At 62.6% G+C, this 24,327-nt stretch carries 26 protein-coding genes; 10 read left to right on the forward strand and 16 right to left on the reverse strand.

Features of this window, described 5'->3' with window-relative positions; genetic code table 11:
* Positions 1-67 precede the first annotated feature (67 nt).
* Positions 68-958, reverse strand: coding sequence for a LysR family transcriptional regulator (locus tag QUG01_RS10630; RefSeq protein ID WP_500830113.1), 891 nt, complete (start codon positions 956-958; stop codon positions 68-70).
* Positions 959-1,062: 104 nt separating this feature from the next.
* On the opposite strand from QUG01_RS10630, the gene QUG01_RS10635 reads away from it, so the two are divergent.
* A complete protein-coding gene (locus tag QUG01_RS10635) occupies positions 1,063-1,506 on the forward strand; it encodes a CidA/LrgA family protein (RefSeq protein WP_500830114.1) in 444 nt (147 codons plus the stop codon).
* Entirely contained in the window at positions 1,496-2,179 is a 684-nt protein-coding gene (locus QUG01_RS10640; RefSeq protein ID WP_500830115.1) for an LrgB family protein, read from the forward strand. Before QUG01_RS10635 ends, QUG01_RS10640 begins: the two co-directional genes overlap by 11 nt.
* A gap of 76 nt (positions 2,180-2,255) precedes the next feature.
* Here the strand turns inward: QUG01_RS10640 and QUG01_RS10645 are convergent, their stop codons facing one another.
* Entirely contained in the window at positions 2,256-2,762 is a 507-nt protein-coding gene (locus QUG01_RS10645; protein WP_500830116.1) for a Cd(II)/Pb(II)-responsive transcriptional regulator, read from the reverse strand.
* A gap of 81 nt (positions 2,763-2,843) precedes the next feature.
* Between QUG01_RS10645 and QUG01_RS10650 the strand changes: the two genes are divergently transcribed.
* Positions 2,844-5,210 (forward strand): heavy metal translocating P-type ATPase, encoded by a 2,367-nt coding sequence (locus QUG01_RS10650; RefSeq protein ID WP_500830117.1) that lies wholly within the window; start codon positions 2,844-2,846, stop codon positions 5,208-5,210.
* Position 5,211: 1 nt separating this feature from the next.
* On the opposite strand, the gene QUG01_RS10655 is transcribed toward QUG01_RS10650, so the two are convergent.
* Positions 5,212-5,934 carry a putative metalloprotease CJM1_0395 family protein gene (locus QUG01_RS10655; RefSeq protein ID WP_500830118.1) on the reverse strand — a complete coding sequence of 241 codons (723 nt, stop codon included), beginning with the start codon at positions 5,932-5,934 and terminating at the stop codon, positions 5,212-5,214.
* A 96-nt stretch (positions 5,935-6,030) separates the two neighbouring features.
* Between QUG01_RS10655 and QUG01_RS10660 the strand changes: the two genes are divergently transcribed.
* Complete coding sequence (locus QUG01_RS10660; protein ID WP_500830119.1) at positions 6,031-6,504, forward strand: acyl-CoA thioesterase; 474 nt, start codon at positions 6,031-6,033, stop codon at positions 6,502-6,504.
* A gap of 73 nt (positions 6,505-6,577) precedes the next feature.
* On the opposite strand, the gene QUG01_RS10665 is transcribed toward QUG01_RS10660, so the two are convergent.
* On the reverse strand, positions 6,578-7,045 hold the full coding sequence (locus tag QUG01_RS10665; protein WP_500830120.1) for a pilin: 468 nt from the start codon (positions 7,043-7,045) through the stop codon (positions 6,578-6,580).
* 235 nt (positions 7,046-7,280) lie between these two features.
* On the opposite strand from QUG01_RS10665, the gene QUG01_RS10670 reads away from it, so the two are divergent.
* Positions 7,281-7,955, forward strand: a complete 675-nt coding sequence (locus tag QUG01_RS10670; RefSeq protein ID WP_500830121.1) for a TIGR01621 family pseudouridine synthase — start codon at positions 7,281-7,283, stop codon at positions 7,953-7,955.
* 9 nt (positions 7,956-7,964) lie between these two features.
* On the opposite strand, the gene QUG01_RS10675 is transcribed toward QUG01_RS10670, so the two are convergent.
* The 5 genes from QUG01_RS10675 to QUG01_RS10695 all read right to left on the reverse strand — a co-directional run bounded on the left by QUG01_RS10675 (position 7,965) and on the right by QUG01_RS10695 (position 13,200).
* Positions 7,965-8,774, reverse strand: a complete 810-nt coding sequence (locus QUG01_RS10675) for a ChbG/HpnK family deacetylase (RefSeq protein ID WP_500830122.1) — start codon at positions 8,772-8,774, stop codon at positions 7,965-7,967.
* Between the two features lie 55 nt (positions 8,775-8,829).
* A complete protein-coding gene (locus QUG01_RS10680) occupies positions 8,830-9,219 on the reverse strand; it encodes a GtrA family protein (RefSeq protein WP_500830123.1) in 390 nt (129 codons plus the stop codon).
* Positions 9,216-10,226: a glycosyltransferase family 2 protein gene (locus QUG01_RS10685; protein ID WP_500830124.1), complete on the reverse strand. Its 1,011-nt coding sequence runs from the start codon at positions 10,224-10,226 to the stop codon at positions 9,216-9,218. The genes QUG01_RS10680 and QUG01_RS10685 overlap by 4 nt, the downstream gene beginning before the upstream one ends.
* A gap of 14 nt (positions 10,227-10,240) precedes the next feature.
* On the reverse strand, positions 10,241-11,710 hold the full coding sequence (locus tag QUG01_RS10690) for an ArnT family glycosyltransferase (protein ID WP_500830125.1): 1,470 nt from the start codon (positions 11,708-11,710) through the stop codon (positions 10,241-10,243).
* Positions 11,711-11,823: 113 nt separating this feature from the next.
* Entirely contained in the window at positions 11,824-13,200 is a 1,377-nt protein-coding gene (locus tag QUG01_RS10695) for a peptide MFS transporter (RefSeq protein WP_500830126.1), read from the reverse strand.
* 585 nt (positions 13,201-13,785) lie between these two features.
* On the opposite strand from QUG01_RS10695, the gene QUG01_RS10700 reads away from it, so the two are divergent.
* Positions 13,786-15,171: a tryptophanase gene (locus QUG01_RS10700; RefSeq protein ID WP_500830127.1), complete on the forward strand. Its 1,386-nt coding sequence runs from the start codon at positions 13,786-13,788 to the stop codon at positions 15,169-15,171.
* A 37-nt stretch (positions 15,172-15,208) separates the two neighbouring features.
* Here QUG01_RS10700 and QUG01_RS10705 read toward each other — a convergent pair whose 3' ends face one another.
* Positions 15,209-15,784 (reverse strand): class I SAM-dependent methyltransferase, encoded by a 576-nt coding sequence (locus QUG01_RS10705; protein ID WP_500830128.1) that lies wholly within the window; start codon positions 15,782-15,784, stop codon positions 15,209-15,211.
* A 137-nt stretch (positions 15,785-15,921) separates the two neighbouring features.
* On the opposite strand from QUG01_RS10705, the gene QUG01_RS10710 reads away from it, so the two are divergent.
* A complete protein-coding gene (locus tag QUG01_RS10710) occupies positions 15,922-16,398 on the forward strand; it encodes a YbaK/prolyl-tRNA synthetase associated domain-containing protein (protein WP_500830129.1) in 477 nt (158 codons plus the stop codon).
* Positions 16,395-16,733 (forward strand): hypothetical protein, encoded by a 339-nt coding sequence (locus QUG01_RS10715; RefSeq protein ID WP_500830130.1) that lies wholly within the window; start codon positions 16,395-16,397, stop codon positions 16,731-16,733. The genes QUG01_RS10710 and QUG01_RS10715 overlap by 4 nt, the downstream gene beginning before the upstream one ends.
* A gap of 73 nt (positions 16,734-16,806) precedes the next feature.
* Here QUG01_RS10715 and QUG01_RS10720 read toward each other — a convergent pair whose 3' ends face one another.
* The 6 genes from QUG01_RS10720 to ccoN all read right to left on the reverse strand — a co-directional run bounded on the left by QUG01_RS10720 (position 16,807) and on the right by ccoN (position 22,070).
* Positions 16,807-17,340 carry a FixH family protein gene (locus QUG01_RS10720; protein WP_500830131.1) on the reverse strand — a complete coding sequence of 178 codons (534 nt, stop codon included), beginning with the start codon at positions 17,338-17,340 and terminating at the stop codon, positions 16,807-16,809.
* Between the two features lie 4 nt (positions 17,341-17,344).
* The gene (gene ccoG / locus QUG01_RS10725) at positions 17,345-18,778 is read right to left on the reverse strand and encodes a cytochrome c oxidase accessory protein CcoG (protein ID WP_500830132.1); all 1,434 of its coding nucleotides are present in this window, start codon (positions 18,776-18,778) and stop codon (positions 17,345-17,347) included.
* 113 nt (positions 18,779-18,891) lie between these two features.
* On the reverse strand, positions 18,892-19,821 hold the full coding sequence (gene ccoP / locus QUG01_RS10730) for a cytochrome-c oxidase, cbb3-type subunit III (RefSeq protein WP_103320052.1): 930 nt from the start codon (positions 19,819-19,821) through the stop codon (positions 18,892-18,894).
* Positions 19,818-20,009 (reverse strand): cbb3-type cytochrome oxidase subunit 3, encoded by a 192-nt coding sequence (locus QUG01_RS10735; RefSeq protein ID WP_199152872.1) that lies wholly within the window; start codon positions 20,007-20,009, stop codon positions 19,818-19,820. Before QUG01_RS10735 ends, ccoP begins: the two co-directional genes overlap by 4 nt.
* Positions 20,010-20,012: 3 nt before the next feature.
* Positions 20,013-20,627, reverse strand: a complete 615-nt coding sequence (ccoO, locus tag QUG01_RS10740; protein WP_103320058.1) for a cytochrome-c oxidase, cbb3-type subunit II — start codon at positions 20,625-20,627, stop codon at positions 20,013-20,015.
* An 18-nt stretch (positions 20,628-20,645) separates the two neighbouring features.
* Positions 20,646-22,070, reverse strand: coding sequence for a cytochrome-c oxidase, cbb3-type subunit I (gene ccoN, locus QUG01_RS10745; protein WP_103320060.1), 1,425 nt, complete (start codon positions 22,068-22,070; stop codon positions 20,646-20,648).
* Positions 22,071-22,228: 158 nt separating this feature from the next.
* Between ccoN and QUG01_RS10750 the strand changes: the two genes are divergently transcribed.
* Both QUG01_RS10750 and QUG01_RS10755 read left to right on the forward strand, forming a co-directional pair.
* A complete protein-coding gene (locus QUG01_RS10750; protein WP_500830133.1) occupies positions 22,229-22,444 on the forward strand; it encodes a hypothetical protein in 216 nt (71 codons plus the stop codon).
* A gap of 84 nt (positions 22,445-22,528) precedes the next feature.
* A complete protein-coding gene (locus QUG01_RS10755; RefSeq protein WP_500830134.1) occupies positions 22,529-24,322 on the forward strand; it encodes a M61 family metallopeptidase in 1,794 nt (597 codons plus the stop codon).
* Positions 24,323-24,327: the final 5 nt, after the last annotated feature.

A 24,327-nucleotide genomic window follows, 5' to 3' on the forward strand; every position in this document is an offset into this window, starting at 1 on the left:
TTCAAAGTCCGACCTGAATTCCAGTTTATACTAGTGCGGCTTCAACTTTTATTGGCTTTTCAATAGTTCATCCCTGTCCGCCCAGCCGCTCCCGCGTCAGCGCCAGCCAGGCGCGGGCGGCGTGGGACAAGTAGCCGCCGCGCTGCCAGATCAGGCCCAGGTGCCAGTACAGCTTGTTGTCGTACAGCGGGATCACGTCGTATTGCCCGCTGTCCAGCCGCGCCACGATGCTGCGCGGCAGCAGGGTGACGCCGAGATTGGCGCCCACCAGTTCGACGATGAAGTCCCAGTGTGCGCTGCGGCCGACGATATTCGGCGTTTTGCCCAGCTCGCGGAAGGCGTCGCTGACGCGGCGGCATAACGTGAAGTCTTCCGGATACAGCACCAGCGGCTGGTCGGCGATGTCGGCAAGGCGCACCAGCGATTGGCCCTGCCAGCGCGAGCCGGCCGGCGCCACCAGGCACAGCGGGTCGCGCACCACCGAGTAATGGTCGAACAGCTGGCTATCCACCGGCAGCACGGCCACGCCGATTTCCAGCTCGCCGCTCTTGATGCGGTTTTCGATGGCCAGCGCGCCGTCTTCCACCATTTTCAATTCGATCTGCGGATACAGCCGGCGGTAGTGGCTGACTACCGGGGCGAAAAAAGCCACGCCCACCATGGGCGGCAGGCCGACCACCAGCTCGCCGCGGCTGAGGCCGGATAGGTCGGTCAGCTCGTTTTTCAGCTTATGCATCGCCGACAGCACATCCAGCCCGCGCTCGTAAGTGACGCGGCCGGCGTCGGTCAGCCGGAAGCTGCGCCCTTCGCGCAGGATCAGCGGCATGCCCAGCTCTTCCTCCAGCTGTTTCACCATTTTGCTGATGGTGGGCTGGGTGACGAACAGCGCGTCGGCGGCGCGGGTGAAGCTTTGGCATTTCACCAGTTCGACAAAATAGCGCAAGGCGCGGATGTCCATTTGCATTCCTGATTGGAATCGTAACGATAATTTTAATTCATTTTTAGAATGAAATACGGCTGGCTATACTAGCTTCAACTCCGTAAGTCGATGGAAGCCGAATCATGGCACGCCGCCTGTTTTACCGCCTGATGCCGCTGTTGCAAACCTGTAGCCAGGTTGCGCTGCTGAGCCTGGTGTGGCTGGCTGCCAGTCAGCTGAGCCACCGTTTTCTGCCGGCCATGCCGGCCGGCGTGCTGGGCATGCTGCTGGTGCTGCTGGGTTTCTGGTCCGGCCTGCTGCCGGTGAGCTGGTTCCGGCACGGCGCGCGTTGGCTGCTGGCGGAGATGCTGCTGTTCTTCATCCCGGCGGTGGTGGCGGTGGTGCAGTATCCGGAAGTGATTGTATCCGCCGGTGTCCGCCTGTTGCTGGTGATTGTGGCCTCCACCGCCTTGGTGATGGCGGCGACCGCTCTGGTGGTGGATCGCTGCTACCGCCTGGAAATCCGGATGCGCCGCCGCGCCAGCAACCGCAAGGCGCAGATGAGGGTTGAAGCCCATGGAGCATGAGATTGCCCTGATCTCCTTCGTACTCACCGTGGTGTTGTACTGGGTGGTCAAGAAGTATTACCTGAAAACGCGCAGCTGGTGGAGCACGCCGATTCTGGCCGTGCCGCTGCTGATCATCGGCCTGGTGGTGTTGGCCCGCGTGCCGTACCACACTTATTTTGCCGATACCCGTTGGCTGACCTGGCTGCTGGGGCCGGCGACGGTGGCGTTTGCGATACCGATTTACGAGCAGCGCGCGCTGATCCGCAAGCATTGGCTGTCCTTGAGTTGCGGCGTGCTGGTGGCGATACCGGTGGCGGTGGGCAGTTCGGTGATGCTGGCGCGCTGGCTGGATCTGTCCGACATGATGCAGAAAAGCCTGGCGCCGCGATCGATCAGCACGCCGTTCGCGCTGGCGGCAGCGAATACGCTGGGCGGTTCGGCCGATCTGACCGCCTTGTTCGTGGTGGTGACCGGGGTGTGTGGGATGATGCTGGGCCAGCTGATGCTGACGGTGTTGCCTATCCGTTCCGCCCTGGCGCGGGGCGCGCTGTTCGGCGCGGCGGCTCATGCGGCCGGCACGGCCAAGGCCAATGAGATCGGCGCCGAGGAAGGCGTGGTGGCCAGTCTGACGATGATGCTGGCCGGGGTGGCGACGGTGTTTGCCGCGCCGCTGATTGGATACTGGTTGTAACGAGTTTGTGTTGTGACCTGGCTGCCGGTGGGGTGGTAGCCAGTGGGTTTCTCCTCTTCCCCAAAACGAGCGTTGATTACGGCCGGCCCTTTTGGGTCCGGCCATTTTTTTTGGCTGCGTGGTCGTGATCGTGGCTGTGGCCGTGATTGTCCTGGCCGAACGGCGTGTGGCAGACGCAGGGTTCGCCCTCGGCCGCCTCGACCAGTGTTTGCAGAATGCCGCAGTCGGCGGCGGCGTGGCTGTCGTGGCATTTGTCGCGTAAAGCCAACAGCTGCTGCTCCAGCAGACGCAGGGCTTCCACTTGCTGGTGCACTTTGGCGATCTGCTGGTCGATCAGCAGATTGATGTCTTCGCAGTCGTGATCGTGATCGGCCTTGAACGCCGCCAGATTGCGAATGTCGGCCAGCGACATGCCCAGCGAGCGGCAATGCAGGATGAAGTTCAGTTCGCCCAGCTGATCCGCATTGTAATGGCGGTAGCCGGAAGCCGAGCGCTGCGGCGCGGACAGCAGGCCCTCGCGCTCGTAATAGCGTATGGTTTCCACTTCGCAGCCAGTCTTCCTGGCCAGTTCACCGATCAACATCCTGCCTCCTGCTCAAAAAACGCTTGACCCTGTAGCAACTACAGGGTGTGCAATGCGCTCAGACTATCAATGGAGGCGCATATGTCAAGCGTTACGCGTTACCGCAAGGCGGGCAAACCGCATCAGGATAAGCCGCACAGCCATGGCGGCGATTGTTGCTCGGCCAAGGTGGAGGCGGGCCTGGCGCTGGCCGACGCGCAGCGCCACGAGCACAAGCACGATCACGGCCACGATCGCAACCATGACCACAAGCACGACCATAAACATGATCACGGCCATGGCGCCGGCTGTTCGCACCATCGCGATGACGCGCCGGCCCGCGTGCAACTGGGCCAAGGGCAGGGCGCCAAGCGTTCCCGGCTGCAGATTCAGGCTATGGACTGTCCGACTGAAGCGCGCCTGATCGAAAAGGCCTTGTCCGGCATGGACGGCGTGGTGGCGCTGGAGTTCAACTTCATCGAGCGCGTATTGCTGCTGCAACATGATCTGCCGAATCTGGACGACGTCAAACGCGCGATCGCCAAAGTCGGCATGCAGGCGGTGGAGCTGGGCGGGGGCGAACATGCCGCCGCGCCGATTGTCTCCAGCCGCCGCGCCAATCTGCTGTTGCTGGCCTCCGGCCTGACCGCGGCCGCGGCGGAAGCCACGGCCTGGAGCCTGGGCGACGGCAAGCCGGCGGTGGCGGCGCTGGCGCTGGCTTCCATTTTGCTGGGCGGCACCGCCACGCTGAAAAAGGGCTGGATCGCGCTGTCCACGCGCACCCTGAACATCCATTTCCTGATGTCTGTCGCGGTGATCGGCGCCATGCTGATCGGCCAATGGCCGGAAGCGGCGATGGTGCTGTTCCTGTTCGCCATTGCCGAGCGGCTGGAGGCGATGTCGCTGTCCCGCGCCGGCGAGGCGGTGCGCGCCCTGATGGCGCTGGCGCCGGAAACCGCCTGGGTGGCCGATGGCGCCGGCTGGCGCGAGGCGCAGGCCGCCGAGGTGGCGGTAGGCAGCCGCGTGCGCGTGCGGCCGGGCGAGCGCGTGCCGCTGGACGGCCGCATCGCGTCCGGCCATAGCAGCTTCAATGAAGCGCCGATCACCGGCGAGAGCCTGCCGGTGGACAAGGGGCCGGACGACGGCGTGTTTGCCGGCAGCATCAACGGCAGCGGCGTGATAGAGATCACCACCACCGCCGCGGCGTCCGGCTCGGTGCTGGCCCGCATCATCGCCACCGTGCGCGACGCGCAGGCCGCCAAGGCGCCGACGCAACGCTTCATCGACCGTTTCGCCGCCGGCTATACCCCGGTGGTGCTGGCGCTGGCCGCGCTGTTCGCGGTGGGGGCGCCGCTGGCCGGCCTGCTGCCGTGGCACCAGGCCATCTACAGCGCGCTGGTGATGCTGGTGATCGCCTGCCCTTGCGCGCTGGTGATCGCCACGCCGGTGACGGTGGTCAGCGCGTTGGCTTCCGCCGCGCGCCATGGCTTGCTGGTGAAGGGGGGCGCGCCGCTGGAAATGGCTGCCCGCATCGATACCGTATGCCTGGACAAGACCGGCACGCTGACCCGCGGCGAGCCCAGCATTACCCGCGTGCTGCCGCTGGACGGCGATAGTGAAGAAACCGTGCTGGCCTGGGCGGCGGCGCTGGACAGCCATTCCACCCACCCGCTGGCGCGCGCTGTGCTGGACGAGGCCGCCAAGCGCGGTGTGGCCATCCCCGCCTCGGCGCAGGTGAGCGAGCTGATCGGCCGCGGCGTCAGCGGCCAGGTTGAGGGACTATCCCTGCAATTGGGCAGCCGTCGCCTGGCGGAAGAACAGGGCGCTTTGTCGCCGCAGCTGGAACAGACCTTGCACGCCTTGGACGTCGCCGGGGAGGGCGCGCTGGTCTTGCTGAGCGGCGACCAGGCGTTGGCGGTGTTGGCGGTGGCCGATCAGGTGCGGCCGGAAGCGGCGGCTACGATTGCTCGGCTGGATCGCCTGGGCGTACGTTCTGTGATGCTTAGCGGCGACAGTCCGCAAGTGGTGACCGCCGTCGCCAGGCTGACCGGCGTCGGCGCGGCCCATGGCGGTCTGCTGCCGCAGGACAAGCTGCGTCATATCGAAAGACTGCAACAGGAAGGCAAAGTGGCGATGGTGGGGGATGGCGTCAACGACGCGCCGGCCCTGGCTCGCGCCGATCTGGGCATCGCCATGGGCGCCGCCGGTTCGGACAGCGCGCTGGAAACCGCCGGCGTGGCGCTGATGGACGACAAGCTGTCGCGCTTGGCCGACCTGATCGCCCATGCCCGCCGCACCGCCCGCGTGCTGAAAGTGAACATCGCCATCGCGCTGGGCATCAAGCTGGTGTTCTTTGGCCTGGCGCTGGCCGGCGTGGCCAGCCTGTGGATGGCGGTGTTCGCCGATGTGGGCACCAGCTTGATCGTCATCGGCAACGGTCTGCGGCTGGCGCGCAAGATTCAGGCCTGATTCAGGCGTAGGTGTCGATATGCTGCCCCGGCTGGGTTTGACTGCCCTCCGGGGCGCTGGCTTTTTGGGCTTTTTCCAATGGGCTGAGTTTGGAATTGCCATTTTGCTGCGTCAGCTCTGCCTGGCGCGCCTGTTGTTCCACTTGCGCAGCCTCAGCGGCCACCGCCCGATCTTGTCCTGATGGGTCTGCCGGCGCCAGCGCCGCGGCGCGCACTGTTTCCGCGTTTTGTATCGTCTGCTGCGGCGTACTGCCGCGGCTCAATTGAATCGGCACTTCCCCGCCTATCGCGTACTGCTTGCCATCCGGCCCTTGCTCATAGGTGAAGCTGGCGGCGCCGGCAAGCGAGCCGCCAGCTGCCTGGTGCGCCGCCTCATGCCGTCGCACGTCGGTATCGCGCGCCTTCAGTTCCGTCACTTCCTTTTGCTGCGCGTCATTCAGCGGCGTGCCATCGGGCGCCTTGGGCGCGGCCGGGTTGGCGTTTTGAGTTTGGTTGGCGGCGGGTTTGCCGTTTTGGCTGTCCGGATTGCCTTGCTTGTCCGCCGCGCCGCTTTGGCCCGCGCCGGATACGGTGTTGGCCGAGTTGGACTGGGCGCCGTCTGCGTTTGCAGCGGGCACGATGGAAGCATCCGCCCGCAATTGCTGGCAGGCGGGGCATTGGCAATTGGCGCCATGGACGGGCAAGGTATAGCCGCCATAGCCGCCGGAAATGCTGGAGATGGACATGGCGCAACTTTCTTCTAGCATTCCAGTATAGAAGCCGTCGCTGTTTATTCCAATCTACGTGGCAGAATACCGGGTATTGAAACGAGGGAGACAAGGATGAGCGAACAGAGCCAGGGGCAGCGCGAGTTGACGATGTCGGTGTTGATGACGCCGGACATGGCCAACTTTTCCGGCAATGTGCACGGCGGCGTGCTGCTGAAGCTGCTGGATCAGGTGGCCTATGCCTGCGCCAGCCGTTACGCCGGCTGCTATGTGGTCACGCTGTCGGTGGACCAGGTGCTGTTCAAGCAGCCGATTCATGTGGGCGAGCTGGTGACCTTCCTCGCCAGCGTCAACCACGTTGGCCGCACCTCGATGGAGGTGGGCATCAAGGTGGTGGCGGAAAACATCCAGACCCGTTCCCAACGCCACACCAACAGCTGTTATTTCACCATGGTGGCCTATCAGGACGGCAAACCGATGACGGTGCCGACGCTGGTGCTGGAAACCGAGGAGCAGCGTCAGCGTTTCCGCGCGGCGGAGATGCGCAAGCAGTTGCGCATCGAGATGCAGCAGCGCAAGGGTAGTTGAAATATTACAGGGCCTTGTAATGAGGCCCTGTAGGGAGGAAAAACTTTATTGTGACCAGATACAGTGGTAGACCTTATGCCTCTTCAGACTTGCAGTTGCTTGGCGCGTGCTTCGGATTGATGCCGTCGATTTTCGGTATTTGGCAATCCCAGACAAAGCTACCAGAGTTGGCATCAACAGTAGGTTTTAATTGCAGTTTTTTGCCATTTTCAACTTTATCATTGTAGGCGACGGTGATCAGTCCTTGGTTGTCAACAGTAATGGATGTGACGGCATTACCTTTGATCTTTTCTGCTTCCGCCAGGCCAAGCGCGTCATGGATGGCCTTGCTGTCATTGCCATCTGCATGTTTGCCGTTTACAGAGTAATAGGTAGTGACTGCACTTTTGGCGGAGGTGGCTAGTTGCAGCCCCTCGGTGACATGGGCGCGTTTGGTGTAGTCCTGGTAGGCCGGAATCGCAATGGTTGCCAAAATGCCAAGAATGGCGACGACTATCATGAGTTCGATCAGGGTGAAGCCTTGTTGTTTGGAGTGTTTCACGGAAGGTTCCTTATAGGATTGTTGTCATAACATGCCTCTCCTCTGCCAAGGATGGGCATTTTCTGCTTGTTATGACATGATATTTATTTATTGGTCATTGGCAATATGCGATACGGGTTAAATACACCTTTTCATGATTTTTTTGTCATTCATCAAGAGGGGGAGCGCTGGCTGAGCTAATGACAGCGGGCAAGTCTGGTATAGAATGCGCGCTTTCATGCACCTGGGCGTTGCCATGTACACCCTGATCCATACCGATCCCCGTTTCTACCTGCTGGACAAGCATCCCGGCGCCAGTTTCCATCGCGATGGCGATGCGCCGGGGATGATGGAGGCGCTGCGCGCCGGGCTCGGCGACGAGGCGCTGTGGCCGGTGCATCGGCTGGATCGCATCACCTCGGGGTTGATCCTGGTGGCGCGTTCCGCGCAAGTGGCGCGCGCGCTGGGCGAGGCGCTGGCGGAGCGGGAAGTGGAGAAGTACTACTTGGCCTTGTCGGACCACAAGCCGGCCAAGAAGCAGGGGCGGATCAGCGGCGATATGGTCAAGGGGCGCGGCGGCGCGTGGCGCTTGATGCCGACGCAGGCCAATCCGGCGGTGACGCAGTGCTTCAGCCACTCCCTGCGGCCGGGCGTCAGGCTGTTTCTGCTGCGGCCGCGCACGGGAAAGACGCACCAACTGAGGGTGGCGATGAAATCGCTAGGCGCGCCGATACTCGGCGATGAATTATATGGCGGGACGCCGGCCGACCGCGGCTATCTGCATGCCTACGCCTTGCGCTTTGAGCTGAATGGAGATCGTTTTGCCTTTATCCAGCCGCCTGGCTACGGCGAATGGTTCACCGGCGATGCCTGCCGCGCCTTGCTGGCGCAGCTGGGCGAGCCGTGGTCGCAACCTTGGCCGGGCGCGTAAACACCCAGATCAGGCGGCGACGGTTTCCGGCTGAAAGCGGGTCAGGCTGATCTGATGGCGCTGGCACAGCTCGGCAAAGGCGTCGCTGGCCAGATAATCGTATTCACGGCTGCGGCAGGCCGCGATCGGATCCTCGGCGTCCTGGCCCGGCAGGCCCGGGTGGCACATGATCAGGGCGTGGTTGGGGCTGCGCGACAGCCAGGATTGCATCAGCCCGGCAAAGTCGGCCTGCGGCGTCAGCGAATACATGCCGCCGAACCACGGCGTGGTGGCGAAGCCGCGCTGTTGCGCCTGTTCGTCGAAGTTGGTGCAGACGCTGCGCAAAATCAATGACTTGAGCCGGTTGTCGCCGGGATGGCCCAGCTTGTCCGGCGCGCGCAGATACGGCAGCCGGTCTTCCGGCCAGCGGTGCTGGATGGCGTCGAACAGCGCATCGCGGATGACCGGCAGCGCATGCACATGCTGGTGGCCGTCGACGAAGTCCGGCAGACGGCCGAAGTGTTCCGCGAAGCGGTCGATCTGGGCCAGCATCTCGTCGCGCAGCGTCGGTTGAGACAGTTGGCGCAGCTGGCTTTTCATCAGCCAGTGCGACAGCGGCTTGGCCGGCGCGCCAAGCGCATGCGTGAGGTTGAAATGCAGGCCGACATCGACCCGGTCCGCCCGCGCCTTGAGTTCGCCAGCCAGTTCCGGCCAGTGCGGCGACTGGCTGAGCACGCTGGTGGCGGACAGGCGTCCGGCATCGATCAGTTGCAGGATGCCGGCGCTGATGCTGCCGGACTGGGCGAAGTCATCGGCGCAGAGAGTCAATCGTTTCGTCATGGACGGTATGACTGGCGGCTTTGACAAAAGTTTACGAAGCAATTTTGTCACGGCATTAATTTGTATGTGGCGCCGCGGCGAAAGCCCACAGCTTGCCCAGCGCGAAAGTCAACACCGCCACCGCGAACAGCACGATGGCCAGCGAGACGCGGTAATCCAGCGGCGCGTAGTGCAGCAGCAGGAAGTACAACGCTTCGTTGACGCAGAAGCTGAGGCAGGAGACACCGAAGAAACGCGGCAGCGCCTGGCGGTGCGGCACATGGCACGCTTCGAAAGTGAAGCGGCGATGGCCCCAGTAGCTGATCTGAAACGCGCCAAGGAAGCCCAGCACATTGGCGACGAGCGGCGCCACGCCCAGCGGCACCAGCGCCAGCGTCACCAGGGCGAAATGCAGCAGCATGGCGGAGACCCCCACCACGCCGAACCAGAACAGTTGCCGCGTCATGCCTGATCGTCTTCCCGTTTGTGGACCCGGCTGATCAGGTAGGTGGGACGGCCCTTCACTTCGTTGAAGATGCGGCCGACGTATTCGCCCAGGATGCCGATGGACAGCAGCTGCACGCCGCCGAGGAAGGTGACGGCGACGGCCAGCGTCGGCCAGCCGCTGACCGGGTTGCCGAACAGCAGCGTGTGCAAGAGTTCCCACAGCGCGTAGCCTATGGACAGCAGCGAGATGAAGAAGCCGACCAGCGTCCAGATGCGCAGCGGCATATTGGAGAAGGCGGTCAGGCCGGTCAGCCCCAGACCCAGCAGATTGCGGAAGTTGAAACTGCTTTTGCCGGCGCGGCGCTCCTGCGTTTGCGTTTCCAGCGCCAGCTGGGTGAAGCCCACCCAGTTGTACAGGCCCTTCATGAAGCGATTGCGTTCCGGCATCTGGCGCAGCGCGTCCAGAATGCAGCGGTCCAGCACGCGGAAGTCCTGGGTGTTCTCCGGGATCTTAAGCGGCGCGCCGGTGTTCAAGAGCGCGTAGAACACGCGGGTGAAGGCGCGCTTGGCCAGGGTTTCGTTGTCGCGGTTGGCGCGCACGCTGTACACCATGTCGTAGCCTTCGCGCCATTTGTCCAGAAACACCGGCACCATTTCCGGCGGATGCTGGAAATCGCCGTCTATCAGCACCGCCACGTCGCCCTGGATGTGGTCGATGCCTGCGGTCAGCGCGATCTCCTTGCCGAAGTTGCGAGACAGCTGGATCAGCGTGACCGGCAGGCGCTGGCTGGCCTGCAACACCTTGGGCACGGTGTCGTCGCGGCTGCCGTCGTCCACCACCACCAGCTCATGACGCAAGCCTTGCTCCGTCAGCAGGCGGTGCAGCGTCTCCAGCATCGGCACGATGTTTTCGGATTCGTTGTAGGCCGGCACGATGCAGCTGACCAGCGGATCGGCCGGGCGTTCGGCGGCGCGCAGCGCCAGCAGATAGGGCGGAGTGAAGCCGTGGTTGCGGGTATCGGTCATGGTTCTGTCCGGAATCAGTGGCCGGCGGCGGGCCGCAGCAGCAGCATGCGGTCCTTCATTACCGGAAACTCCGCCGCGCGGGCGTAGCCGGCGGCGATGGCGGGGGGCAGGCTGGCGAAATCGCGCTGCTCGGTCACGATCCAGCTGCCGGGATGCGCCGCCAGCAAGGCGGTCAGCGCTTGCGGATTGGCGGTGGTGCGCACCTTGCCCTGGCTATAAAACTCCGCCGAAAACTCGCGGCGGCTGTCCCAGTAGAACAGCATGGCGCCGGCCTGCGGCTGTCGAGCCTGCCAGGCGGCGATCACCGGTTGCTGCGTGCGGAAGTATTTGGCGCCGTCATAGCGCTGCAGGCCGATGGCGGCCAGCACCAAGAGGCCGGAGGCCAGCGCCAGCCAGGGCAGGGCGCGGCCGGAGCGGGCGTTCAGGTCGCGCCGCCACAGCTCGGCCATCAGCAGGGCCGCGCCGGGCAGCATGGGCAGGGAGTACGGAAAGATGATGTTGCCGGACATGGTGAAGAACAGCAGCGTCATCACGGCCCACAGCGAGAGATACAGCAGCCAGCCGTCGTTTTCGCCGGCGCGGACGATGGCCGGCAAGCGGCGGGCGCGGCAGGCCAGCCAGGCCAGCATGGCCAGCGACCACGGGAACAGCGCGCCCAGCGCGTAGGGCCAGATCATGCCGCGCGGCGTGGCGTGGGCGAAGCCGTACTTGTCGCCCTTCCAGCCGGAGTCGAGGAAGCGGCTGACGTGCTCGCCCATGATGAAGTAGTTGAGGAAGCCCGGGGTGCGGATTTCCGCCCAGACATACCAGGGCACGGCGATGGCGGCGGCGAGCAGCGTGCCGGAAATCCACGGCAGCTCGGTCCACAGCCGCTTCCACTGGTTGCGGATCAGCACCCAGAAGAAAATCGGCATGCCCACCAGCACCACGTCCAGCGGCCCCTTGGCCAGCAAGCCCAGTCCCAGGCCGGCGAAGAAGGCGTAGCGCCACAGCCGGCTGCCGCCGTTCATCGCATGCCAGAACGCCACCTGGCTCAGCGCGACGCAGAACAGCAGCGAGGGATCGGTCATCACCGTGCCGGCGGCGCCGTAGAACAGCAGCCCGCCGCCCAGCATCAGCGCGGTGGCCAAAGCAGCGTCCCGGCCGGCGCGGCGGCGCATCAGGTCGGATGTCAGCCAGAGCGTGCCCAGCGCCAGCAGCAGGGCCGGCAGACGGGCGGCGAATTCATTGACGCCGAACAGGCCCATGCTGGCCGCGGACAGCCAGGTGGACAGCGGCGGCTTGGCCCAGAACGGCACGCCGTAGTCGTGCAGCGGCGTCACCCAGTTGCCGGTTTCCAGCATCTTGCGGGCGATTTCGGCGTAGCGCGCCTCGGTGGTGTCGGTGAGCGGGATGGCCCACAGCGCGGCCACGCGGATCAATAACAGCGCCAGAAGCGCATAGCCGGCAGCCTTTTGCCAGGACGGAATTGCAGCGGGTTTCATTCAGGATCAAAGAGAATCGATTCGGCGCAAGGCTATCACAGACCGCGCTTCGCGTGTTGCGGGGGCAGCAAAAACGCCACTCCGGGGAGTGGCGTTTGAGAGGCGGCAATGGCTTACTGGCGACCGTGCATCATCTTCTTCAGCACGCTGGACAGCGCGAACAGGATCAGCGAGCTGGCGCCGGCCATGAACACGAACAGCATGAAGAAGTCATGCAGATTGTTGACCGCGTAGCCCAAGAAGTGCGGCACCGGTTTGGCCGGGTCCGGATACAGCTCGGACAGCGTGCCGGCAAACTTGTTGGCGGCGGCGTTGGACAGGAACCAGATGCCCATCATCAGGCTGGTGAAGCGGGCCGGAGACAGTTTCACCACCAGCGACAGACCGATAGGCGACAGGCTCAGCTCGCCGAAAGTGTGCAGCATGTACAGGCTGACCAGCCACAGCATGCTGACCTTAACGCCCGGCGCCAGGCCGTCCACGCCGAAGGCGATCACCAGGTAGCCCACGGCCAGGAAGAACAGGCCCAGGGCCATCTTGGCCGGAGACGACGGCTCCATGCCCTTGTTGCCCAGCTTGGTCCAGATCCAGGCGAAGATAGGCGCGAACAGCACCACCGAGATCGGATTGATCGACTGGAAGAACGAGGCCGGCACGGTGTAGCCCAGCAGGTTGCGGTTGGTCTGCTCTTCAGCGAAGAAGGTCAGCGAGGCGCCGGCCTGCTCAAAGGCGGACCAGAAGAAGATCACAAACGCCGACACGATCAGGATCACCGCCAGGCGTTGCTTTTCCACGCCGGTCAGCGGCGCGTGCACCACTTTCTCGCCGCTTTCGTGGTGGCGCTTCGGCGCCATGCCGATCGGCTTGCCTTCCGGCGTCACCAGATACTTGTTCTTGAACAGGCTGAAGATGACCAGCGACAGCAGCATGCCGCAGCCGGCGGCCATGAAGCCCCACTTGAAGTCCGCCGGATTGCCGGTGTCGCCCAGCGTGCCGCACACCAGCGGCGCGAACAGCGAGCCGGCGTTGATGCCCATGTAGAAGATGGTGAAGGCGGAGTCCACGCGCTTGTCGCCCGGCGCGTACAACTGGCCCACCATGGACGAGATGTTCGGCTTGAACAGGCCATTGCCGGCAATCAGCATGCCCAGGCCGCCGTACAGCAGCCAGGAGGCGGCGGCGACGTTGGTTTCGTGCAAGGAGCCGGAGAAGAACAGCATGAACTGGCCGAGGGCCATCAGCACGCCGCCTGCCAGAATGGAGCGGCGGTTGCCCCAGTAACGGTCGGCGATGTAGCCGCCCACCAGCGGGGTCAGATAAACCAGGCCGGTGTAGGTGCCGTAAATGTCGGACGCATGCGCCTTGTCGAACAGCAGGGCCTTGATCATGTACAGCGTGAAGATGGCGCGCATGCCGTAGTAGCTGAAGCGCTCCCACATCTCCGTCACAAAGAGCAGATACAGCCCCTTGGGATGCGATTGTGTAGACATAAGGGTTTCCTTCGAGTGACTTGAGACATCACCAGCAACAAGCGATGTTTTTTGTTTTTTATTGAGTGCCTATGTATTTTGTAGGCAGCGCATGATCATATCGAGTAAATGTTGAGATGTGAAAATTTTTTTAGGAAAAATGTAATTACCATGTAATATTTAGAGCATTGACTTTGTTTTTGTGATGTTTTTTACTGAGCCATTTAGCTGAGATTCATGAGTTTTATGCATTTTGTTCATTGAAGATTGTATACATTGTGTGTTGCTTGATAGTCACACTGTAAACAGTATGTGATTGCCATTCATATGGGATTGACGCTATGGTCATTGTGGGCTTGCGCCCATGATTCCACTGCTCACGCAAGGTATGGCGATGAAGATCACAACTTGCCTGGCGCAGACCTTCCACGATGGCCCGCGCCCCAACTGGTACACGCTCGATATCATCCTGACGTTCGATTTTCCGCACGCCTGAAGCCTCCCCGTTCCTGTTTTTACCCTGTTGCTAAAAACGCAAGACGGCCCGCCAGCCGCGACCGCGCGCGATCATGCGCCGTCTGGCGGCGCGCCGCGAGGAGACGCATCATGGCACGACGCATTCCTGAACCATTCCGCATCAAAATGGTGGAGACTATCCGCCAAACCACCGCCGAAGACCGCCGCCAGGCGCTGCAGGAGGCCGGATGGAACCCCTTCCTGTTGAAGGCCGAGGATGTTTATATCGATCTGTTGACCGACAGCGGCACCGGCGCGATGTCCGACCGCCAGTGGGCTGGCTTGATGATGGGCGATGAAGCCTATGCCGGCAGCCGCAATTTCCACCACCTGGCCGATACGGTGCGCGAAGTATTCGGCTATGCGCACACCATTCCCACTCACCAGGGGCGCGGCGCGGAGCAGATTCTGTTTCCGGAATTGGTGAAGCGTTGCCGCGGGCAGCGGCCGGTATTCCTGTCCAACTATCACTTCGACACCACCAAGGCGCATGTCGAGCTGGCCGGCGCGCGCGCCGTCAACGTGCTGACGCCGCAGGCGTTGGACACCGGCACCGCTTATGACTGGAAGGGCGATTTCGACCTGCCGAGGCTGCGCGAGATCGTGGCGGCGGAAGGCGACAACGTCGCCGCCGTCATCATCACCATCACCTGCAACAGCGCCGGCGGCCAGCCGGTGTCCATGGGGAATATCCGCGCGGTCAGCGAGCTGGCGCGCGCGCGCGGCATCCCGGTGGTGATAGACGCGGCCCGTTTCGCCGAGAACGCCTGGTTCATCCGCCAGCGCGATCCGGCCTACGCCGGCGCGTCCATCGCGGCCATCGTGCGCGAGATGTTCGACTGCGGCGACATGTTCACCATGTCGGCCAAGAAGGACGGCCTGGTCAATATCGGCGGCCTGTGCTGCTTCAAGGACGACGAGGCGCTGTTCCGCGCGGTGCAAGTCAACTGTGTGCCGATGGAAGGCTTCGTCACCTATGGCGGCCTGGCCGGGCGCGACATGGAGGCCTTGGCGATAGGCCTGAAGGAAGGACTGGACGACGCCTTCCTCAGTTACCGCATAGCACAGGTGGCGTATCTGGGCGAGCGGCTGCGCGAGGGCGGGGTGCCGATTCAGACCCCTACCGGCGGCCACGCGGTATTCGTCGATGCGCGGCTGTTGTTGCCGCATATCTCCGCCGAGCAGTTTCCGGCGCATGCCTTAGCCTGCGAACTGTATCTGGAAGGCGGGGTGCGGGCGGTGGAAATCGGCTCGCTGCTCCTGGGCCGCAATCCGCAGACCGGCAAGCAGGAGCCGTCGCCATTCGAGCTGATGCGGCTGACCATTCCGCGCCGCGTCTATACCAACGACCACATGGACTACATCGCCGACTGCCTGATCGAGGTGAAAAAGCGCGCCGGCGCGGTCAGGGGCCTGACGTTTGAATACGAACCGCCCATCCTGCGCCACTTCATGGCGCGCTTGCGGCCGGTGTGATCGCCGGAGGGTTCCGCCTTGGCGGCGGCGCCCTCGATCAGCCGGCGAAGGCCGGCTTGCGGATGCGCATGACGAAAGTGCAATCGCCTATCACGTTGTAGAAGTTCTGCACCGCCATGGCGATGTCCCCGTCCTGGAGCTGGCCGCTGTTGAAGCGGCTGGCCCAAGGCTCCAGGATTTTCACGTCCGAGGACTCCATCACCCAGTCCACGCTCAGATAGACGCCCAGCGGCGTGCTGGACCCGCCTTCCGCCATGCTCTGGCGGTTCAGCTCCTGATTGAACATCTGCAAGCCCATGGCGGTGATGGGGCGGACGTGTGTGGGGTCGGCCAGGTAATTATCGCTGCGCGGATGGGGAACGATGATGGTGACGCGGGCATCTGCCGCGCACACGCGATACAGCTCCCGGATGATGCCAAGGTACGCCTCGGTGCTGGCGCCCAAGTGTTCCAGCACATGGCTCATCACGACCTCGTCCACCGAGCTGTCGGGCCAGGGCCAAGGGAAATGCTCCAGATCGACCACCTGGTCCGGCTGGCAGGCGGCTTGGGAGTCCACATTGACGAAGCCGGGACGTTTGTCATGGCCGCAGCCGAGGTTGAGTTTGAGCATAGGCGCGTCGCCGACGAAGGGGAGCTTCAGTGTAGCGGTCTCTCCTCTGGAGCAACAAGAGCGGCAACGGAGTTGTTTGATCGTTGTTTGCCCTCATGTACATTGCGAGAGTCGGCCGGATGCCGGGGGATGAAGCCATGTTTGAATGTTTGCGGAAAATGCTGGAGGCGGAAAACGCGTTTTTCCGGGTGATAGAACATCCGGCCGAGGGCAATTCGCACAAGGTGGCCGAGATACGCGGCACCGAGGTGGGGCAGGGCGCCAAGGCCATGCTGTGCCGGCTGGCGGATGAGGCCGGCCAGTTTGTGCTGGCCGTGCTGCCAGGCGACGAGCGGGTGGACTTCGCCAAGGTGGCCGCCGCCGTCGGCGCGCGCAAGGTCAAGCTGGCCGGTGCGGCTGATGCCGAGGCGGCCACTGGCTGCGTGATCGGCGCCATCCCGCCGTTCAGTTTCGATCCCGCCATCCGCCTGGTGGTGGACCCGCAGTTGCTGGCGCGCTATCGCGAAATCGCGTTCAATGCCGGCAGGCTGGATGCGTCCATGGTGCTGGACAGTGGCGATTACCTGCGTCTGGCCAAGCCGCTGCTGGCCGATATCCGCAAGGAGCCGGCATGAAGCTGGAACCCTTGGCCGGCTACGCCCGCGCCATCATGGGCGGGGCCGGGGCGGAACGGATTGTTGGGCGCGAGGAGCGGAGCGAGAACTGGCGTGAGGCCGATTGCGAAGTGATCTTGCGGCAGCGCGATTACCGCTTCGACAACGGCGTAGTCATCCGCCGCGGCATCGAGGTGGACGATTATCCCAGCGAGCTGGCTTGTTCCGAGTGCTGGATCACTTACGAAGTGATGGCCTTGGGCGAATCGCCGGGTATTGAGCCGATGCGCAAGAGCTTCGACAATGCCTGCCGCGAGGCCTACTGGCTGCGCTACCATTCCGATTTGATCATTTGAGTATGGCGCCGCGAGACGGCCCCATGCAAAACGGCCCGCTGCGCGGGCCGTTGGCGTTTCTGGACGGTTGGACTCAGTGTCCCGCCGGCTCCAGTTTGGGCTGGCCCAGCTGCACCATCGGGCCTTGGGCGGTTTTCCACTCGCCCTGGATGCGCCATTTCTTGTCGTGGTCCTCCACCAGCACATACCAGTGGTTGGCGGTGACCAGCGGTTGGGCCAGGATGCCCTGGTATAGGTTGGGGCCGGCCATGGTCATTTCGGCGCTTTGGTCGAAGTCGTCCTGCGCCGGGTGGACCATGCGCAGCGAAAGGGTATCCGGCAGCTTGCTCTTGCTGCTGGTGATCAGGCGCAGGCTGCGGCCGTCAGAGCCGAACATCAGTTGGCCGGACAATCCCATCTGCGCCGCCACCTTGTCGCGGCGCAGTTCCATATTGATGGCCTTGCCCTTCTTGTAATAGTCGTCGGTGACCAGGCCATCGTCCGATTTGATGGCGGCGGCCAGGAAGAAGATGCCGACGATGATGGACACCAGCGGAATGCCGAACAGGATCCAGGGCCAGGGTTCTTTGTACCAGGGGCGGGGCAGGTGGCGGGCAGTGTGCTGCATGCGTTTATTCTCCAATGAAGCTGGATTTTTCTTCCACGCGCAGGGCGGGGTTGTTGAGCGACTGGATCACGAAATGGATTTCGTGGCTGCCCTTGGTCGCGTATTGCGGGTCGGCTTGCACCTGCACGGTAATCGATTGGGTTTCCGTGGCGCGCACCTGGGTTTCCGGCTGTTCCGCTTTAACCTTGATGCCGGGAAGGCCATTAGCTGTGATGGCGAAGCGCTGATTTTGTTCCGTGGTGTTGATGATCTTGATGATGTAGCTGTTTTCCAGCCAGCCTTCTTCGGTTTCGCGCACCAGCGAGGCGCGGTCGCGGATGATGTCTACCTTGAAGGGTTTGCGCAGGGCCAGCGAGGTGACGGCGGCGCAGAATACGATGAGCAGCACCAGGCTGTACAGCACCACGCGCGGGCGTTTCAGCCGCGAGGCAATGGCTTTTTCCGGGTATTTGCCTTCCAGCGCGTTTTCCGTGGTGTAGCGGATCAGTCCGCGCGGATAGTTCATTTTGTCCATAACGTCGTCGCAGGCATCGATGCAGGCGGCGCAGCCTATGCATTCGTATTGCAGGCCGTTGCGGATGTCTATGCCCACCGGACACACCTGCACGCAGATGCTGCAGTTGATGCAGTCGCCCAGCCCCTGCTCCTTCGGGTTGGCGCCTTTCTTGCGCGCGCCGCGCGGTTCGCCGCGGGCCTCGTCATAAGAAATGATCAGTGTGTCGGCGTCGAACATCACGCTCTGGAAGCGGGCGTATGGGCACATGTATTTGCACACCTGCTCGCGCATGAAGCCGGCGAACAGATAGGTGAAACCGCCGTAGAAGAACATCCAGAAGCTTTCCCACGGGCCGTAGCCGAAAGTGGGAAGCGCGGCCAACAGGCTGCGTATCGGCGTGAAATAGCCCACCAGGGTAAAGCCGGCCCACAGCGAGAACGCGATCATGATGAAATGCTTGGTGAATTTCAGTCGCAGCTTGGTCGCGCTCATGGGCGCCGCATCCAGCTTCATGCGCTTGTTGCGGTCGCCCTCCACCCATTGCTCTATCCACAGCATGATCTCGGTGTACACCGTCTGCGGACAGGAATAGCCGCACCATAGCCGGCCGGCGATGGTGGTCCAGGTGAACAGGCCGAAGGCGCAGCACATCAAGAGCGCGGCGAGGTAGACGAAGTCCTGCGGCCATACGGTGAGGCCAAACAGGTAGAACTTGCGGTTGATCAGATCGAAGAACACCGCCTGGCGGCCGTTCCATTGCAGCCAGGGCAGGCCGAGGTACAGCAGCTGGGTGCCGATGACGAACAGGATGCGGAAGTTGTTGAACAGGCCCTTGACCGAGCGGGGGTAGAGCTTTTTCTGGGTTTCGTACAGCGAGATGGTGGCGCTGTCCTTATCGGCGTTCTGGACTTTTATGGGGATCTTCTTCAGAGACTCTGACATTGTTTTTTCCTGAAGAGGACTTGGCTGAACTCACCTCTGCGATGCGCTGGGCCAAGGCCTCTGTGGGTGGGGAGGAAAAACGCCGCCTGCCGGAGCAGGCGGCGTAGCCAGGCTTATTGCGGCGCCTTGGGATTGTTGGACAGGCTCCAGACGTAGGCGGCCAGCAGGTGGACCTTGCCTTCGCCCAGGAAGTCCTTCCAGGCCGGCATTTGATTGTTGCGGCCATTGGTGACGGTTTCGATGATCGTCTTCTCGGTGCCGCCATACAGCCAGTTGCCGGACGGGTGGGTCAGGTTGGGCGCGCCCAGTTGCTGGTTGCCCTTGCCGTCCGCGCCGTGGCAGGCGGAGCACAGCGTGGCGAAGGTTTCCTTGCCGCGAGAGGCCCGCTCGGCGTCAAACTTCTTTTTGTTGACGGAGAGCGACAGCACATAGTTGGCCACGTCCTTGACCTTCTCCTCGCCCAGCACCGCGCCCCAGGCCGGCATCTGGCCGTGGCGGCCGTTCAGGATGGTGGTCTTGATGGTGTCGGGCTCGCCGCCGTACAGCCAGTCGTGGTTCACCAGGTTGGGGAAGCCCTTGGCGCCGCGGGCGTCCGCGCCGTGGCACTGCACGCAGTAGGTCTGGAACAGGCGTTTGCCCATTTCCTGAGCCTGCGGATCGGCCGCCACCGCCTTCAAGTCCTGCTTGAGGAACTTGTCGTACAGCGGCTGGTACTTGGCTTCGGCCTTGGCGCGCTCGTCCTTGTACTGACCTACCTGGCTCCAGCCGAAGACGCCCTTGTAGTCGCCGAGGCCCGGATACAGCACCAGATACACGATGCCGAACAGCAGCGTGATGTAGAACATCAGCATCCACCAGCGCGGCAGCGGGTTGTTGTACTCCTCCAGGTCGCCGTCCCACACGTGGCCAAGGGTCTGGACTTCCTCGCCCTTCTTGACCGTGGTCTTGGACTGGGTGAATACCAGCAGGGTCAGGCCGATGATGCCGCCCAGCACGATCACGATAATCCAGATGTTCCAGAAATCGCTTGTGAATTGACTCATTTTCTTGCTCCGTTGGAAGCCTGGTCGTGTGGGGCTTCCTCTGCCTTGTCGTCATCCAGGAAGGGCAGATTCGCCGCTTCCTCGTACCGGTTCTTGGAGCGTTTGCTATAGGCGATGATCAGCACCACGATGAAGAACGCGAAGCAGACCACGGTGAACAGCGAACGTCCTATCGTTACCCAGTCCATGGCTCAACGTACATTCTTCAGTGCAAGGCCCAGGCCTTGCAGGTAGGCGATCAGCGCATCCAGTTCGGACTTGCCCTCCACTTGCGACTTGGCTTCGGCGATCTCCTTGTCGGAGTACGGCACGCCCACCTTGCGCAGCGCTTCCATCTTGGCCGGCACCACGTCGGCATCGGCCAGATTCTTGGCCAGCCACGGGAAGGCAGGCATGTTGGACTCCGGCACCACGTCGCGCGGGTTGGTCAGGTGCACGCGGTGCCACTCGTCGGAGTAGCGGCCGCCTACACGGGCGAGGTCGGGGCCGGTGCGCTTGGAGCCCCACTGGAACGGATGGTCGTATACCGACTCGCCCGCCACCGAGTAGTGGCCATAACGCTCGGTTTCGGCGCGGAAGGGACGGATCATCTGCGAGTGGCAGTTGTAGCAGCCTTCGCGGACATAGATGTCGCGTCCAGCCAGCTGCAGCGCGGTGTAAGGCTTCACGCCGGCTACCGGCTCGGTCACGGATTTCTGGAAGGCCAGCGGCAGGATTTCCACCAGGCCCGCCACGCTGATCACCAGCAGGGTCAGCACGATCAGCCAGCCGACATGTTCTTCGATCAGTTTTTGGATTTTGTCCATGATTTTTCTTTCGCCCCCTTAATGTGCTTGTGCGGTGACTGCCGGAATCTTGGCATCCACGGCGCGGCCGGCGGAGACGGTGCGGAAGGTGTTGTAAGCCATCAGCAGCATGCCGGACAGGTACAGGGCGCCGCCGAGGAAGCGCACGAAGTAGTAGGGGTAGCTGGCCTTGACCGACTCGGCGAAGGCGTAGGTCAGCGTGCCGTCCGCGTTCAGGGCGCGCCACATCAGGCCCTGGGTCACGCCGGAAATCCACATCGAGGCGATGTACAGCACCACGCCCACGGTTGCCAGCCAGAAGTGCGCTTCGATCAGCTTGACGCTGAACATGGAGTCGCGGCCGAACAGGCGCGGAATCAGGTAGTACATCGAGCCGATGGTGATGAAGCCCACCCAGCCCAGCGCGCCGGAGTGCACGTGGCCGATGGTCCAGTCGGTGTAGTGGGACAGCGCGTTGACGGTCTTGATCGACATCATCGGGCCTTCGAAGGTGGACATGCCGTAGAACGACAGCGAAACCACCAGGAACTTCAGCACCGGGTCGGTGCGCAGCTTATGCCAGGCGCCGGACAGGGTCATGATGCCGTTGATCATGCCGCCCCAGGACGGCGCCAGCAGAATCAGCGAGAACACCATGCCGACGGATTGGGTCCAGTCAGGCAGCGCGGTGTAGTGCAGGTGGTGCGGACCGGCCCACATATAGGTGAAGATCAGCGCCCAGAAGTGCACCACGGACAAACGATACGAGTAAACCGGTCGGCCGGCCTGCTTGGGCACGAAGTAGTACATCATGCCGAGGAAGGCGGCGGTCAGGAAGAAGCCCACGGCGTTGTGGCCGTACCACCACTGCACCATGGCGTCGACGGCGCCGGAATACACGGAATAGGACTTCCACAGCGTCACCGGCACGAAGGCGGAGTTGACGATGTGCAGCAAGGCCACGGCCAGAATGAAGGCGCCGTAGAACCAGTTGGCCACATAGATGTGCTTGACCTTGCGGATGGCGATGGTGCCGAAGAATACGATGGCGTACACCACCCAGGTCACGGCGATCAGCAGCTTGATCGGCCATTCCAGCTCGGCGTACTCCTTGCCGAAGGTCAAGCCTAGCGGCAGGGTGATGGCGGCCAGCACGATGACCAGTTGCCACGCCCAGAAGGTGAAGGCGGCCAGCTTGTCTGAAATCAGCCGGACGTTACAGGTACGCTGCACCACATAGTAGGAAGTGGCGAACAGGCCGCAACCGCCAAAGGCGAAAATGACGGCATTGGTGTGCAGGGGGCGCAGGCGGCCAAAGTGGAACCAGGGCCCGAAATTGAGCTCCGGCCATACCAGCTGGGCCGCGATGACCACGCCCACCAACATGCCGACGATGCCCCAAACTACGGTCATGATGGCAAATTGGCGCACCACCTTATAGTTATAAGTGGGTTGCGTTTCCATTAAGGTTTTCTCCAAGGTTGCTAACTCAGAACATGAACAAACCGTAGCGACTTGAACTTTTTCAACGCAGCCCAATCTGCTGCATGAAGCGGTGGCACGTCGCGGGAACCGAAACAGCATGGTTGGGGCAAGTGCTTGACCTGTATCGATAGGCTTCGATGTCTGTATTAGCAGCTCGCCAGCCTTTCCGACAGCACCAAATTCCCCACCAGACCAATGCCTTTATTCTAAATCAAGCATTTACCGCCAACCAGCTGGATGGGCGGCTTGGCCGTTCCGGCATGTTCTTGCCGTGGTACTACTCGCATGGCAATCGTAAACAGTCCAAATTGCCACTCATGCAATTGTATTGGCATGCAGGCAAGGCTTATTGACATGGATCAATACGGCACAATTGGCGGCGCTTGCGGCGCGGTAATGCTAAAATCATCGCGTTTTGCAACGCATGCAGGCAGATCATGATCCAGTCCATCCCAGTACAGTACACTCTGCGGCCGGCATCGCCGGAAGCCCACATGTTCGAAGTCACGGTTACCGTTTTGCAGCCAGCCAAGAATGGCCAGGTTTTTTTCCTGCCGGCGTGGATTCCCGGCAGTTATATGATACGTGAATTTTCAAAGCATATCGTATCGTTGTCGGCGGAAGCCAGCGGCAAGACGGTGGCATTGCGCCAGCTGGACAAAAACCGCTGGCAAGCCGAGCCGGCCAAGGGCGCGCTGACCCTGCGCTATCAAGTGTACGCCTACGATCTGTCGGTGCGCGGCGCCTATTTGGACGCCGAACGCGGTTTCTTCAACGGCACCAGCGTGTTCCTGGCCGCTGATGGCTATCAGGACGAGCCTTGCTCGATGGACATCCACGCGCCGGACGGCAAGTCTTATGCTGATTGGAAATTGGCCACCAGCCTGCCGGCTGCGGACGTCAAAAAGAAGAGCGGCTTCGGCCGCTATCAGGCATCCAACTACGACGAGCTGATCGATCACCCGGTAGAACTGGGCAATTTCAAAAAGGTCAGCTTCAAAGCCTGCGGCGTGCCGCATGAGTTTGTCGTATCCGGCCGTTTCCAGGGCGATCTGAAGCGCCTGGCCGAAGACACCCGGAAAATTTGCGAATACCAGATCCAGCTGTTTGGCGAGCCGGCGCCGTTCGATCGCTATGTTTTCATGCTGTTTGTCGGCAAAGACATCTACGGCGGCCTGGAGCACCGCGCGTCCACCGCGCTGGTGGCCAATCGCGACGATTTGCCGGTGCCGGGCGCCGCCGAAATCAGCGACGGCTACTTGAAGCTGCTGGGCCTGATCAGCCACGAATACTTCCACAGCTGGAACGTGAAGCGCATGAAGCCGGCGGCCTTCACCCCGTACGATTTGAACCGCGAAGGCCATACCCGCCTGCTGTGGGCGTTTGAAGGCATCACCTCGTATTACGACGACCTGGCGCTGGTGCGCAGTGGCCTGATCGACGAGAAGCGCTACCTGGGCCTGCTGGCCGAAACCATCACCGGCGTGCAACGCGGGGCCGGTAGACTGAAGCAGACTTTGGAGCAGTCCAGCTTCGAAGCCTGGACCAAGTATTACCGCCAGGACGAGAACAGCCCCAACAGCATCGTCAGCTACTACACCAAGGGTTCGCTGGCGGCGCTGGCGCTGGACCTGCTGATCCGCCGCGACAGCAAGGGCAAGCAGTCGCTGGACGACGTGATGCGCGCGTTGTGGGCCAAGTGGCTGGCGGACGGCAAGGGCCTGGAGGAGGACGAGTGGGAAAAGATCGCCATCGAAACCACCGGCCTCAAACTCAAGCCCTTCTTCGACCTGGCGCTGCGTTCCACGCAAGACCTGCCGCTGGCTGAACTGCTGGCCAGCCAGGGCGTCGAATTGAAATTCGAGGCGGCGCAGGGCGCGTCCGACCGCGGCGGCGTGGTGGACGCCTTCGCCGGCAAGCCGGCGCCGCTGGCCTTGGGCGTCAAGACCGCAGGTGATGCCGCCGGCGTCAAGCTGGTCCAGGTGCTGGATGGCGGCGCCGCGCAGGCGGCCGGCCTGTCCGGCGGCGACGTGGTGGTGGCGGTGGACAAGCTGCGCGCCGTCGATCTGGACAAACAGATCGCCCGCTATCAGGCCGGCGACAAGATCAAGCTGCACGCTTTCCGCCGCGACGAGCTGATGAGCTTCGACGTGACGCTGCAACCGGCCGCCGAAGACACCTGCCGCCTGAAGCTGCTGCCGAATGGCGGCAAGTGGATCGCCAGCCGCTGAGCGGA

The organism is Chromobacterium sp. CCUG 76385, assembly GCF_059916625.1.

What these genes read in the sequence shown, in the direction of transcription:
- QUG01_RS10630 (WP_500830113.1), bottom strand. Translation starts at nt 958, where the DNA reads ATGGACATCCGCGCCTTGCGCTATTTTGTCGAACTGGTGAAATGCCAA.
- QUG01_RS10635 (WP_500830114.1), top strand. Translation starts at nt 1,063, where the DNA reads ATGGCACGCCGCCTGTTTTACCGCCTGATGCCGCTGTTGCAAACCTGT.
- QUG01_RS10640 (WP_500830115.1), top strand. Translation starts at nt 1,496, where the DNA reads ATGGAGCATGAGATTGCCCTGATCTCCTTCGTACTCACCGTGGTGTTG.
- QUG01_RS10645 (WP_500830116.1), bottom strand. Translation starts at nt 2,762, where the DNA reads ATGTTGATCGGTGAACTGGCCAGGAAGACTGGCTGCGAAGTGGAAACC.
- QUG01_RS10650 (WP_500830117.1), top strand. Translation starts at nt 2,844, where the DNA reads ATGTCAAGCGTTACGCGTTACCGCAAGGCGGGCAAACCGCATCAGGAT.
- QUG01_RS10655 (WP_500830118.1), bottom strand. Translation starts at nt 5,934, where the DNA reads ATGTCCATCTCCAGCATTTCCGGCGGCTATGGCGGCTATACCTTGCCC.
- QUG01_RS10660 (WP_500830119.1), top strand. Translation starts at nt 6,031, where the DNA reads ATGAGCGAACAGAGCCAGGGGCAGCGCGAGTTGACGATGTCGGTGTTG.
- QUG01_RS10670 (WP_500830121.1), top strand. Translation starts at nt 7,281, where the DNA reads ATGTACACCCTGATCCATACCGATCCCCGTTTCTACCTGCTGGACAAG.
- QUG01_RS10675 (WP_500830122.1), bottom strand. Translation starts at nt 8,774, where the DNA reads ATGACGAAACGATTGACTCTCTGCGCCGATGACTTCGCCCAGTCCGGC.
- QUG01_RS10680 (WP_500830123.1), bottom strand. Translation starts at nt 9,219, where the DNA reads ATGACGCGGCAACTGTTCTGGTTCGGCGTGGTGGGGGTCTCCGCCATG.
- QUG01_RS10685 (WP_500830124.1), bottom strand. Translation starts at nt 10,226, where the DNA reads ATGACCGATACCCGCAACCACGGCTTCACTCCGCCCTATCTGCTGGCG.
- QUG01_RS10690 (WP_500830125.1), bottom strand. Translation starts at nt 11,710, where the DNA reads ATGAAACCCGCTGCAATTCCGTCCTGGCAAAAGGCTGCCGGCTATGCG.
- QUG01_RS10695 (WP_500830126.1), bottom strand. Translation starts at nt 13,200, where the DNA reads ATGTCTACACAATCGCATCCCAAGGGGCTGTATCTGCTCTTTGTGACG.
- QUG01_RS10700 (WP_500830127.1), top strand. Translation starts at nt 13,786, where the DNA reads ATGGCACGACGCATTCCTGAACCATTCCGCATCAAAATGGTGGAGACT.
- QUG01_RS10705 (WP_500830128.1), bottom strand. Translation starts at nt 15,784, where the DNA reads ATGCTCAAACTCAACCTCGGCTGCGGCCATGACAAACGTCCCGGCTTC.
- QUG01_RS10710 (WP_500830129.1), top strand. Translation starts at nt 15,922, where the DNA reads ATGTTTGAATGTTTGCGGAAAATGCTGGAGGCGGAAAACGCGTTTTTC.
- QUG01_RS10715 (WP_500830130.1), top strand. Translation starts at nt 16,395, where the DNA reads ATGAAGCTGGAACCCTTGGCCGGCTACGCCCGCGCCATCATGGGCGGG.
- QUG01_RS10720 (WP_500830131.1), bottom strand. Translation starts at nt 17,340, where the DNA reads ATGCAGCACACTGCCCGCCACCTGCCCCGCCCCTGGTACAAAGAACCC.
- ccoG (WP_500830132.1), bottom strand. Translation starts at nt 18,778, where the DNA reads ATGTCAGAGTCTCTGAAGAAGATCCCCATAAAAGTCCAGAACGCCGAT.
- ccoP (WP_103320052.1), bottom strand. Translation starts at nt 19,821, where the DNA reads ATGAGTCAATTCACAAGCGATTTCTGGAACATCTGGATTATCGTGATC.
- QUG01_RS10735 (WP_199152872.1), bottom strand. Translation starts at nt 20,009, where the DNA reads ATGGACTGGGTAACGATAGGACGTTCGCTGTTCACCGTGGTCTGCTTC.
- ccoO (WP_103320058.1), bottom strand. Translation starts at nt 20,627, where the DNA reads ATGGACAAAATCCAAAAACTGATCGAAGAACATGTCGGCTGGCTGATC.
- ccoN (WP_103320060.1), bottom strand. Translation starts at nt 22,070, where the DNA reads ATGGAAACGCAACCCACTTATAACTATAAGGTGGTGCGCCAATTTGCC.
- QUG01_RS10750 (WP_500830133.1), top strand. Translation starts at nt 22,229, where the DNA reads ATGTCTGTATTAGCAGCTCGCCAGCCTTTCCGACAGCACCAAATTCCC.
- QUG01_RS10755 (WP_500830134.1), top strand. Translation starts at nt 22,529, where the DNA reads ATGATCCAGTCCATCCCAGTACAGTACACTCTGCGGCCGGCATCGCCG.